We start from the raw sequence: 11,256 nt of genomic DNA, 5'->3' as shown, positions 1-11,256 counted from the left end.
TCTGAAACAGAACACGACTCATGGGGCGCGCCCAGAACTCAAAACCAGGTCACTAGCAGGCCCGACTCAGCACCTCTACGAAGCTGTCCGCTCCACCGATGCCCCGGCGGGCTGGATCTACGCACCACCTCGGAGCCGAACCGGCAGCCGACAGCTGGGGCGCAGTCCCGAGCAACTTGACCAAACCCATAGGGGGCACCCCCCCCGCACGTCTTCTCTCCCCCTGCTCGGCTGACTCGGGCGAAACCCGCCGGTCAGCAGTGCCGGATCTGCTGCTGCCACACGCTGGGGTCACCGGTGTTGAGGTACCAGTCGTTGACGTAGCCCGACCGCACCCCCAGGTCGATGAGCATCCAGTAGCGATAGTTGGGGTTGTCCGCCGCTCCGTCGCCGGTCGTCCAGCAGGAGAGGCCGACCTCGTCACGGTTGACGAGCGCCCCATGAGGAACGTTGGCGTACCCGTACCCGTATCCGGGACCGGTGCGCATCTGCAGCCAGGAACCCGGGTCGATCCCGGTCACCGTCGTGCAGTTCGTCATGTCCCCGGAGACGCTGCACCGGTGGATGGCGGCGTCCGCCGGCGTCGCCAGGCCCAGCACCGTGGCAACGGTGGCCAGGGCAGTGATGAGCGCGCCCGGGCGACGGGGTCGCACCCACGGCTGACCTTAGAGTCGATCTCGCCTGCACAACCTTGCCCGCATGCGCCGGGCGCGTGACTCAGTTGCCGTACAGCCAACTGCCGTACTCGGCGCCGTCCACGAGGTGGTGCAGGCCGAAGGCGCCGGGGAACAGGACCAGGGCCAGCACCCCGATCCGCAGCAGGACCGGGGCCGCGACCGCGATCGGCCCGGCCTGGCCCGTGACGGTGCGCCAGTCGCGGCAGCGCCGGATGTCTCCGCCGCAGGTCCACCAGAAGAAGAGCCCGACGAGGATCCCCACCACGGCTATGAAAGCAGCGACCAATCCGACGACACCGAGGAGCGTCCTGCGGTGGTGGTGGTCGCCGACGAGCAGGGAGGCCACCCCGAGCAGGGGCACGGCGGTCAGCCCGTACAGGGCCCCGCGCGTCGTCACGTCTTGGATGCGGAGCAGGGGTCGGATGATCGCGTCGTCGGTGCGCATACGCGGCACCGTAACGCAGCCGCGCCGCCGGGAGTCCCACCGCCTCCGGCCGCCCCCGGCTTGACCTTCGGGTTGCGCACGACCCGACGATGACGGACCGTACTCGCCGGGTCGGATTTCCCGCCCGGGTTGCACCGCACCCCTGGGACAAGAGGGTCACCCCGTCGTTGAGCGGAGGGATCGACAAGCCGGCTGGTCCTCTCCTCATAGGGGTGGCTGGCGGCGGCGGCTGCGAGCAGCGCTGTTACTCACTTTCGGGGTGACCCCCCGAGCCCCTGCGGGTGGTGCAACCGGGCGAACACACCTCGCACCCCAACGCCCGCAAGGGGTGTGGGTCTGCAGTCTCGTCAACTTCGCGTGCGGGGCTAATAGATGGATGTTGCATCCGAGAGTCATGGAAAGTTGGACAACAGGTAACAGGGGCCACACTTTCCCCTCAACTCCCCCACGACATGGACAGAGTGTGTCTGCGGCCAGTCGGTCGCCATCGCACACCGCACCGACTCTCCCGGCAAGCCCCGTGGCTGGTGCGGGCAGGGAGTCCATACCGTGTGAAAACCTGACGCCCGTTTTCGCTTCTGTCACTGCTCACCGTCTCGCCGCCGCCGCGCTCACCGCCGGCGCCCTCGCCTCGGTGGTGGCCCTGCCGGCATCCGCCGCCGACCCACCTGCCACGACACCGACAACGACCTGTACCAGGACCGCCGCTGCTACGCCTGGGACAACCGCTCCGACAGCGCCACCCTCCGCAACGACCACGAACGCTTCATCGACGACAAGTCCCAGGGTCCACCACCGCCACAGCGGCAACCACCGCTGACCCGACGCCACGGGCGTGAACGAACAACACACTCACAGCTCAGGACACCGACGCAACCGGCCGGAGAGGCCGCGTGAGCTCGTTTGGTGGTCAAGGGACGTTCGAAGGGACACAGAGCTCCATGGGCAGGAAAAAGGGACCGCATGGCAACGGCCGCACGGCAGGGACTGGCCAGAGACAGGCCGGCCGATCCAAGCGTGTGTCCGGCAGGCTCATGCGCATGTACCGCCGCTACCACGCGTGGCGTGCCCCGTTCCCGCTGTGGGCGCGGATCGTGTGCGACACCCTGTTCTGGGCCGTCACCGCCGCTGCGGCCTACGTGGCAATCGGCAGCCTGTGCGGAGCAATCCTCATTGTGGCTCCCCTCCTCGGGTTCCTCGGGCTCGCGTCGAGCAAGGAACACGACGACGGCATCGACTGGAGCGACCACCGGATGGGAGGACAGCCCAAGAACCCCGGGCCCAAAATCTGACCGCGGCTGAGCGCGTGGCCGCGCAAGGCACCGACGGCCTGACACCGAGCTCGACTGGGCTGACCTTGAGCTCGTTCCGACTGGTCAGCGTTGGCGCTCGACCGGTACCGGCTCGGCATCCGGCCGGAGGGCGGGGTGTGCATCCTTGAAGTGGTCGTACGCCACCTGTGCCGCAGCGAGGACCTCGTCGTAGATCTGGTCCATGTACGGGCCGGCGCAGACGGTCGAGGACCAGTGGTGGTGGTAGAAGAGGTTGCTTCTGCTGGGGCATTCGCCGATCACCTTGGCGAAGAGCCAGCCGGCGAGACGTGCGGCGTTCTTCCAGGTGACCTCGCCGACCGTCCAGTTGGGCGCGAGCGTCGCGTTCGCCATTTCGATGCTGATCGAGCTCTGGTTGCCGGCTGTGTTGCCGACAGCCCAGGCGTACTCGTTCACCTTGACGTACTGAGCGACGGCGCCGGCGGCGTCCACGTCGAAGTGGGCCGAAGCCGGACGGACCTTCCAGACGTCGAGCACGCCCTGGTGCGAAAGCCGGCCAGCGTTGTGGTGCAGCGTGACCGACGTCTTCTGGTACGACGTGTGGGTGACGTGGCCCGTCGCGCTGAGCTCGTCGATGAAGTTCGCGACGGGACAGTCGTAAGTGATGGTCGCGGTCGCTTGCGGGCCCGTCTCCGCGTCGTCCTCGGCGAACCCGACGAAGTCGCTCTCCGGAAGGTCGTCAAGGTTGTCGGTGCCGGGTCCATCGCCGGTGTCGGGCCTCTCGATGGCGGCCCTCACGTCCTCGTCGTGGACGTTCTTCTCGGGCATGACGCCGTTCCTTTCAGTTACCAGGTTCGCGTAACGGATGATCCGGGGGCCGGACAGGGAGGAGAAGCGGCACGATGGTCATGAGCCGGATGATGGGTTGTCGAAACGGCCGGTGACCGTCTCACCGGCAGACATGTCGACGCTGTACGAACCGTCGTCGTCAGACGTATGAAAGGCCGTTTAGAGCGTCTGATTCCAGGTTCGCCCCGTGTACAAACCCTGTCAATTTCGGTCGGGGCGTGCGTCCGCGCTGCGCGGCGCCTTCCGCCGCGCACCACCCGCTTCGGTGGGTGTGATGGCGGCCGCCCTGACCATCTCGGCGAGGAGTCGGCCCCCGCTTTCAGGGGTTGAGCCGACGGCTTGCTCGGAGCTTCGCGTGACAGCGAGGGGGTGTTCGGCAAAACGCAGAGTGAGTTCTGAAAAGGAATTTAGTATGCAGGCATGAAAATGCACCGGGCGGATGAAAACTGCGGCATCGCCCAGGCCGCTGTCATCGTGGGCGACTGGTGGAACGTGCTGGTGCTGCGTGAGATCGCCCGCGGGCGCCTTCGTTTCGAGGTGCTGGTCGCGGAACTCGGTCTCTCCCGCAAGGTTCTCGCCGAGCGCTTGACCCGGCTCGTCGACCGTGGTGTGCTGCGGGGCGGAACACGCTCGCGTACACGCCCAGATCGGCACACGCATGCCCGACGGGCTCATGCTGCCCAGCACGCACGGCGCCGACCTGCCCGTCGTCGCACCGGACTGTGCCGGGACCGTCCTGTTCACGTACCCCAGCACGGGGATCGAGTGGGACGACCCAATCCCCGGGGCCAGCGGCTGCACGCTGGAGAACCGGCTGTTCACGGATGCCTGGCCCGACTTCCGGCGGGCGGGGGTGGAGGTGCGTGGAGTGAGCACCCAGCTTCCCCATGAACAGGCCGTTTTCGCACGCGCCGAAGCAGTCCCTTATCCCCTGCTCTCCGATGCTCGGTACCGGTTGGCAGCGGCCCTGCGGCTCCCGACGTTCCGGGGTGCGGGCCGACTGCGTCTGAAACGGCTGATCCTCGTCATCGGCTCGGAAGGGACTGTCCGGCATGTGCTGTTCCCCGTGCAGGACATTGCCGCCGCCGTGACGGAGGCCCTGCGGCTGGCCACAGCCAGTGCCGGGGTTCGGCTCGGCGATACCGAGGAGTGATCAGCGCGGTGGAGGCATGGGAAGCCGGCCCTGTCGGGACGCAGACGGTCCGGGCCCGTGGCCTCGGAAGCCGACTGAGTGTTCAGGACGTGCCGAGCCGGCCGTCGGCCGGGAAGGGTGGGGTTGAGGATGAGGCTGGGCACCATCGAGCGCATCTGGCGATACCCGATCAAGTCCACGGGAGGAGAACGACCGGCGTCGGTCGACGTGGACGAGCGGGGTCTCCTGGGTGACCGGCTGTATGCGGTGCGGGACGCTGAGGGCAGGTTCGGCTCGGGCAAGAACACGCGCCGATTCCGTCGGATGCCCGGCCTGTTGCGGCTGCGCTCCCGGTACCCGGGAGCCCAACTTCTGGCCGAGCCCGAGCTGCTCGACCCGCACGGAGTACCGGTGGCCGATGCCACCGCCTATCTGCGCCGCTACCTGCAGCGCCAGGACGTCGAGGTGGCTCGTGAGGGGTCCGTCTCGCACTTCGACCAGCTTCCGCTGAGCGTGCTGAGCACCGCCACCCTCGACTGGATGCGCACCGCGATTGCGGGTATTGCGGTCGACGAGCGGCGCTTCCGGCCCAACCTCCTCATCCGCACACCACCTGGCACACCTGCGTTCGTTGAGGACCAGTGGCTCGGCTCCACCGTCCGCATCGGCACCGCGGTGGGCGTCACGTTCGTGCGCTCCAGCGAGCGCTGCGTCATGGTCGGCCAGTCCCAGCAGGAACTGCCGCACTCGCCGCTCGTGCTCAAGACCATCGCCCGGGCGCACGACATGCGTCTGGACGCACTCGGCACCGTGGCCGAGCCGGGCACCATCGGCGTCGGGGACGTTGTCACTGTGATCCGACCCTGATCCGGCACCGGCCGCACCGGCTAGGCGAGAGGAACCGAACCGACCCATGAGAACCGTCACGTCCCTGCACCGATACCCGGCGAAGTCCATGGTGGGAGAGACACCAAAGCGGCTGCCGACCGGGCCATCACCGTACAACTGCCCGGCGTGTAGGAACCGCAAGGCGGCAACGAACAGCGGCTTGCTAGCGTGGCGCGACCATTGCCCACTGCATCTGTGTCGGTCCGGGGGGATCATGCGCCATGTCGCCAGAGCATCCGTGCTCGCCGCAACCTGTCTGAGCCTTGCTGCCTGTTCTGACGGTGGCGGCACGAGTGATCCGCAGCCGAGCCCGCGCACCGTGCTCACGTTCGGGCAGACCGCCGACGCTGCCGGCGCCGACGGAAAGGGCACCGTGCAGATCACCCCGGAAGCTGTCGTCTACGTCGACAAAGCCGGCGCCCACGTTCCGGAGCACGATCTCTTCGCTGTCGTCACGTTCAAAGCGGGAAATCGCGCCAAGGACGTGGTGACCACCACCGCCGCCCAGGACGGCTTCCGGTGGAAGACGCACGGCGGGAAGACCGTCAAGGCCGGAAACAGCGAGGGGGCGGGAAGTATCGCACCCGACGGCTTCGACGACGGGGGTGGCAAGCCATCGGTGCGGGCCGACACGTTCCAGGTCAACACCGTTGCGTTCGACATCACCACCGTCCAGAAGGGCGGCACCCTCGTCTACGTCGATGGCGACGGCGTCGCGTTTCACTGGAAGGTCCCGTTCACAAGTTCAGGGGTCACTGCTGATGCTCTTAAGGCTGCGCTGAAATAGGCCGTCGACGCCGAGAAGTCCGCAAAGGTCAGCGCGCAGTTCCGCGGCGCCAGGTTCAGCGCGGATCTCGCGGCCGAGCGGCCCGCGGGGTTTGATGTCCGGGCCGGTCACCGCGAGACGGTCCTGCCTGACGGCAACGGTGTCTTCGTGTCCGGGGACTCGTGCTCAGGAGCGGATGCCACGCACCCTGCGCAGACCGATCGCGCAGGCTCCGCAGAAGGCGCCCCAGGCGGCGTTGACCAGGAAGAGCGGGACGATCGCCTGGGGCTGGGCGAGGGGGCCTTGGAGTTTTCCGGTCAGGAGTGGTGAGAGGACGGCGCTCAGGACCAGGGCGGCCAGCGCGTACGCCACACCGGTGACCACGAGGGTCAGAAGCGGGTCGCGTACGCGGCTGAGACCGGCCGCGAGGATCCAGGTCAGCGTGATGCCCAAGGTGAGGATCACAGGGGTCAGGGGCTTCCCGAGGGCCTCGCTCCAGCCGGCGATGGAGAACAGCGGCCGGACGAGCGCGACGGCGGTCAGGGCGGCCACCAGCGGCCAGTTCACGCCCCGCAGGCGCCGGCCGATCGGGAGACGGGTATCTGCGTTCACGGCTCCATCGTCGAGGCAGGGATACCGCCCAGGCGTCGGTCTGCGGCGGACACCTGTCGTACCCCATCGGTTGTGGCCACGACGCGGGTGCGTACCACGCAGGTTGCGAGGGGCCACCCCGCCGATTCCGCCACGCGGAGGAGGGCACCGGGAGCGCGGTTGCCTAGGCTGGTGGCATGGCCCTCGGTGCTGTCTCACGTCTCCGGCTGCGCCCGCTCAAGGGCCGTGCGGCGGATGCCGCTCTGGCCTGGGGTGTCTTCGTTCCGGTGGCGGTGGGCAGTCTGAGGTCGCTCGTAGGTGAACGGGAGGAGTCCTGGTCAGCGACCATCCTCGGCTGGACACTGATCGTCGCCGCCTGCGCGGCGCTGTACCTGTGTCGTCGCCGTCCCGTGGTCGTCGCCGCGTTCGTGCTCGCTGCCACAGCCGCCTACTACCTCGTCAGCGTCTACGACGGTCCTCTCATGGTCGCGTTCGTCGTCACGCTCTACGTGGTCGCGGCCAAGGGCCACCTCCAGCCGGCCATCGCTCTGGCGGCGCTCACCGTGATCGCGACCGGCATAGGCACACTCGCGGGGAACCACGACGTCAACGGTGTCGCCGTGTTCATGCTGACGGGGTGGCTGGTGGGAGTCGTCGCGCTCGGCTGGGTGCGGCACAATCGCCTGGCCCTCGCCCGGGAGACCGAGGAGCGCGCGGCCAGTGAGGAGCGGTTGCGCATCGCACGTGAGCTGCACGATGTGGTGGGCCATCACCTCTCGCTCATCAACGTCCAGGCCGCCGCTGCCCTGCGCCGCCTGCACAAGGACCCGGCCAAGGGCGCACGGAGCGCCGAAGAAGCGCTGGGAGCGATCAAGGACACGAGCCGGGACTCCTTGCGGGAGCTGCGAGCGACGCTCGGGGTGCTGCGGCAGGTCGACGAGATGGCGCCCATCGCGCCCACGGCCGGACTGAACAGGCTCGATGAGTTGGTCGCATCCGCACGGCTCGCCGGACTCGACGTGCGGGTGCGGTGCAGCGGCGAGCGGGAGCAACTGCCGACAGAGGTGGACCTGGCCGCCTACCGCATCGTTCAGGAGTCACTCACCAACGTGAACCGCCACGCCCACGCAACAGCCGTCACCGTCGGCATCCACCGCGGGGCGCGGCACGTCACGGTCGAGATCACCGACAACGGTCACGGACCGGCGGTTGCGGACCGCCGCACGCCCGGCAGCGGCATCCGCGGGATGCGCGAACGGGCCCACGCGCTCGGCGGCGAGCTGACCGCGGGCCCCGGCCCGGAGGGCGGATTCACCGTACGCGGCCGGATCCCCTACCCGAACGGAGCGCGATCCCTCTCATGACCCAGGCCGTGATCAAGATCTTGCTGGCGGACGACCAGCGCCTGGTACGCGCCGGGTTCCGTTCGATCCTCGAGGACGAGGACGACTTCGAGGTGATCGGTGAGGCGGGCGACGGCGAACAGGCCGTGACCGCCTGCCGTACGCTGCACCCCGATGTGGTGCTCATGGACATCCGCATGCCGGGCGTCGACGGCCTTCAGGCAACCCGGCAGATCGCCGGCGATCCACGTCTCGACGGCATCAAGGTGGTCATCCTGACCACGTTCGACCTGGACGACTACGTGTACGGCGCGCTGCGCGCCGGCGCCACCGGCTTCCTGGTCAAGGACACCGAGCCGGAGGAACTGGTGCACGCCGTACGTGTGGCGGCGCGTGGTGACGCGTTGATCAGCCCTTCCGTCACACGCCGGCTGATCGCGGAGTTCGCCGTACGGATCAAGGCACCTGAGCCCAGCCCACGCCTCAAGGTCCTCACCGACCGCGAGCGGGAGGTGATGGAGCTGGTCGCCGCCGGCCTGACCAACGACGAGATCGCCGCCCGCCTCGTCCTCAGCCCCGCGACGGCCAAGACTCACGTCAGCCGCATCATGACCAAGGTGGATGTCCGCGACCGTTCCCAACTCGTGGTCCTGGCGTACGAGTCCGGCATGGTCCGCCCGGGCTGGCTGAACGATGGGCCACCGCCGGTGTAGCCGGAGCGCTGCCGGCAACCCACCAGCGGCGTAACCCCGGACCCGGGGCACACAACCGGCGGGGTAGACAGGTGTCCGCTGCAGGACGATGCGCCGTCGCATGCCGCAGCCGGACGCTGTGGAACATGAGTACACGCTCCCCTGCTCCCCCACATTCCGCCAAGCTTCCGGCCGTCCTCGTCGGCCTCCTCACCGGGGGCGCCGCCGGGTTCCTGCTGACCGAAACCTTGGGCGCCTTCTCCGCCTTCGTGCTCGACCGCCCCCTCGACGTGGCCGGCACCGGCGGTTTCCTGTTGGCCGCCTTCGTCGCCGTGCCGTTGTTCTGCGCCGTGCTCGGTGCGGTCATCGCCGTCCGCCGTGCCGGGCCCGACCGCCGCTCGCGCCGGGGTCGGTGAACCCATGTCACCAACGCGCGACGTGATCGCGACCAACGGTCCCAGCACTGGCCGGGCGGGGGTCTTCGGACGTCTGGCCCTCTGGTCCCAGCGTCACCGCTGGAGCGCTCTGCTCCTGTGGATCCTCGCCGTCGCGGTCATCGCCGTCAGTGCCCAGAGCGCGAGCAGCGCCTACCGCAACGACTTCACCCTGCCCGGCACCGACTCACAGGCCGCCGCGGACCTGTTGAAGCGGCACGGGTCCGCGCAGGCAGGCGGCAGCGTCCAGATCGTCTTCAAGCACGACGACGGGCTGAGCGGTGAGCGCCCGGCCATCGAGCGGACCCTGGACCGGATGCGCGACCTGCCCGGCGTCGCCGACGTCCGCAGCCCCTACGCGGACGCCTCCGCCGTCTCCGAAGACGGCACCATCGGCTATGCCACGGTCGTCCTGGACGCCAAGGCCGAGGACGTGCCCGAAGGGGACGTCGCGCGGATCCTCGACACCGCCAAGTCGGCTGCCCGGGACGGTCTGGTGGTCGAGCTCGGCGGGGACGCGGTGCGCGGCGCAGAGGAGGAAAGTGGCGGGGGTGCCGAAGGCGCGGGCATGCTCGCCGCTCTGGTCATCCTCGTGCTGCTTTTCGGGTCGGTGGTGGCTGCCGCGCTGCCGCTGGTCACCGCGCTCTTCGCGGTCGGCGGCGCGATCGGCCTGATCACGCTGGCCTCCCACGTCTTCACCGTCGCCGACTTCACTCCCCCGATCATGATGCTGGTCGGGCTCGGTGTCGGCGTCGACTACGCGCTGCTGATCTTCTACCGCTACCGGCACGAACTGACCCACGGTGCGGACCGGCAGGCCGCCGCCCGAACGGCCCTGGACGCAGCGGGGCGTACGGTCTTCTTCGCCGGGTGCACCGTCATCATCGCCCTGCTCGGCCTGGTCGCTCTCGGCCTTGGCTCCCTCCAAGGGGTTGCCGTCGCCGTCGCACTGACGGTCCTGGTCACCATGGCCGCCTCGCTGACCCTGCTGCCCGCCCTCCTCGCGCTCTTCGGTGACCGCATCCAGCGACACGTCCTCACGCGGTCCGCCAAGGCGCAAGCCAAGGGCAGAGAAGAGGGTGTGCGCTGGCGCCGGCTGGCCTGCGCCGTACAGCGGCGCCCGTTGCCCGCCCTGCTGACCGCCGTCGTGGCCCTCCTGGCCCTGTCCGCCCCGGCTCTGGGCATGCGTCTCGGCTTCGCCGACGCGGGCAACGACCCGGCCTCGTCCACCAGCCGCAGGGCATACGACCTGCTGGCCGAGGGCTTCGGAGCCGGGTTCAACGGTCCCCTGCTCGTAGTCAGCCGGGGCGACACCGACGCCGCCGAGCAGCTGCGGACCACCCTGACCGGTACCGAGGGCGTCGCCGCCGCCACTCCCCCACTGCCGACCACGGACGGCACCGTGTTCACCGTCATCGCCTTTCCTACGACCTCGCCCCAGGACGCGAGCACCGCCGGTCTCGTTCACACCCTGCGCGACGATGTCCTGCCTCGGCTCAGCGAGCGCACCGGCGCCGGCTATCTCGTCGGCGGGCCCACCGCAGCCGCACAGGACTTCGCCGACTCCGTCTCGGTCCGGATACCGCTCTTCGTCGCCGTGGTCGTCGGTCTGTCCGCGCTCCTGCTCATGCTGGTCTTCCGTTCCCTCCTGATCCCCCTGAAGGCCGCCCTGCTCAACCTTCTGTCCATCGCCGCCGCGCTCGGCGTGATCACCCTGGTCTTCCAACACGGCTGGTTCGGTGTACAGCCGGGGCCGGTCGAGGCGTTCATACCTGCCATGATCTTCGCGATCGTCTTCGGTCTCTCCATGGACTACGAGGTCTTCCTCATCTCCCGCATCCACGAGGAGTGGGAGGACACACAGGACCACTCGCTCGCCGTCCGCGAGGGGCTGGCGGCCACGGGCAAGGTCATCACGGCCGCGGCAGCCATCATGATCGTGGTCTTCGCCGCCTTCGTGCTCAGCCCCAACCGCATGCTCCAGCAGTTCGGTCTCGGCCTCGCGGTCGCCATCTTCCTCGACGCCTTGGTGATCCGCTGCCTGATCGTCCCTGCCGTGATGCAACTCCTCGGCACCCGCGCCTGGTGGCTCCCCCCTCAACTGGCCCGGCACCTGCCGAAGGTGGCACTGGAACGGCGGGTCGATCATTGACCGGAGACTCACAGGA

12 protein-coding genes and 2 pseudogenes are annotated in these 11,256 nt (G+C 68.8%); 10 read left to right on the top strand and 4 right to left on the bottom strand.

Going from position 1 to position 11,256, the window contains the following annotated elements; translation table 11 throughout:
* Window positions 1–254 precede the first annotated feature (254 nt).
* Window positions 255–653 (bottom strand): hypothetical protein, encoded by a 399-nt coding sequence (locus FDO69_RS27415; RefSeq protein WP_104782711.1) that lies wholly within the window; start codon window positions 651–653, stop codon window positions 255–257.
* Window positions 654–717: 64 nt separating this feature from the next.
* Complete coding sequence (locus tag FDO69_RS27410; protein ID WP_234388133.1) at window positions 718–1,122, bottom strand: DUF6336 family protein; 405 nt, start codon at window positions 1,120–1,122, stop codon at window positions 718–720.
* 675 nt (window positions 1,123–1,797) lie between these two features.
* On the opposite strand from FDO69_RS27410, the pseudogene FDO69_RS42320 reads away from it, so the two are divergent.
* Window positions 1,798–1,942: pseudogene (locus tag FDO69_RS42320) on the top strand (lamin tail domain-containing protein); the annotation flags it as partial.
* A 220-nt stretch (window positions 1,943–2,162) separates the two neighbouring features.
* Window positions 2,163–2,414 carry a hypothetical protein gene (locus FDO69_RS27400; RefSeq protein ID WP_138430191.1) on the top strand — a complete coding sequence of 84 codons (252 nt, stop codon included), beginning with the start codon at window positions 2,163–2,165 and terminating at the stop codon, window positions 2,412–2,414.
* An 84-nt stretch (window positions 2,415–2,498) separates the two neighbouring features.
* Here the strand turns inward: FDO69_RS27400 and FDO69_RS27395 are convergent, their stop codons facing one another.
* Window positions 2,499–3,221 (bottom strand): peptidoglycan recognition protein family protein, encoded by a 723-nt coding sequence (locus tag FDO69_RS27395; protein WP_104782706.1) that lies wholly within the window; start codon window positions 3,219–3,221, stop codon window positions 2,499–2,501.
* Window positions 3,222–3,662: 441 nt separating this feature from the next.
* Here FDO69_RS27395 and FDO69_RS43115 point away from each other — a divergent pair.
* From FDO69_RS43115 to FDO69_RS27380, 4 genes and pseudogenes are all read left to right on the top strand, one after another.
* A pseudogene (locus tag FDO69_RS43115) lies at window positions 3,663–3,803 on the top strand (winged helix-turn-helix transcriptional regulator); the annotation flags it as partial.
* A gap of 97 nt (window positions 3,804–3,900) precedes the next feature.
* Window positions 3,901–4,395, top strand: a complete 495-nt coding sequence (locus FDO69_RS27390; protein ID WP_420878546.1) for a redoxin domain-containing protein — start codon at window positions 3,901–3,903, stop codon at window positions 4,393–4,395.
* Between the two features lie 129 nt (window positions 4,396–4,524).
* A complete protein-coding gene (locus tag FDO69_RS27385; RefSeq protein ID WP_234388132.1) occupies window positions 4,525–5,241 on the top strand; it encodes an MOSC domain-containing protein in 717 nt (238 codons plus the stop codon).
* Between the two features lie 235 nt (window positions 5,242–5,476).
* Window positions 5,477–6,049, top strand: coding sequence for a hypothetical protein (locus tag FDO69_RS27380; protein ID WP_138430190.1), 573 nt, complete (start codon window positions 5,477–5,479; stop codon window positions 6,047–6,049).
* 165 nt (window positions 6,050–6,214) lie between these two features.
* Here FDO69_RS27380 and FDO69_RS27375 read toward each other — a convergent pair whose 3' ends face one another.
* Window positions 6,215–6,640, bottom strand: a complete 426-nt coding sequence (locus tag FDO69_RS27375; RefSeq protein WP_170320950.1) for a hypothetical protein — start codon at window positions 6,638–6,640, stop codon at window positions 6,215–6,217.
* 176 nt (window positions 6,641–6,816) lie between these two features.
* On the opposite strand from FDO69_RS27375, the gene FDO69_RS27370 reads away from it, so the two are divergent.
* The 4 genes from FDO69_RS27370 to FDO69_RS27355 all read left to right on the top strand — a co-directional run bounded on the left by FDO69_RS27370 (window position 6,817) and on the right by FDO69_RS27355 (window position 11,240).
* On the top strand, window positions 6,817–7,983 hold the full coding sequence (locus tag FDO69_RS27370; protein ID WP_104782697.1) for a sensor histidine kinase: 1,167 nt from the start codon (window positions 6,817–6,819) through the stop codon (window positions 7,981–7,983).
* Window positions 7,984–7,991: 8 nt separating this feature from the next.
* On the top strand, window positions 7,992–8,675 hold the full coding sequence (locus FDO69_RS27365; protein ID WP_104782790.1) for a response regulator: 684 nt from the start codon (window positions 7,992–7,994) through the stop codon (window positions 8,673–8,675).
* 125 nt (window positions 8,676–8,800) lie between these two features.
* Entirely contained in the window at window positions 8,801–9,070 is a 270-nt protein-coding gene (locus FDO69_RS27360) for a hypothetical protein (RefSeq protein WP_104782694.1), read from the top strand.
* A gap of 4 nt (window positions 9,071–9,074) precedes the next feature.
* Window positions 9,075–11,240, top strand: coding sequence for an MMPL family transporter (locus tag FDO69_RS27355; RefSeq protein WP_104782787.1), 2,166 nt, complete (start codon window positions 9,075–9,077; stop codon window positions 11,238–11,240).
* Window positions 11,241–11,256: the final 16 nt, after the last annotated feature.

Origin of the sequence: Streptomyces tibetensis (assembly GCF_007655005.1) — a bacterium.
GTDB classification, from domain to species: domain Bacteria; phylum Actinomycetota; class Actinomycetes; order Streptomycetales; family Streptomycetaceae; genus Streptomyces; species Streptomyces tibetensis.
Note: the sequence above shows the minus strand (reverse complement) of the source record. Positions and strands in the feature narration are given on the sequence as shown.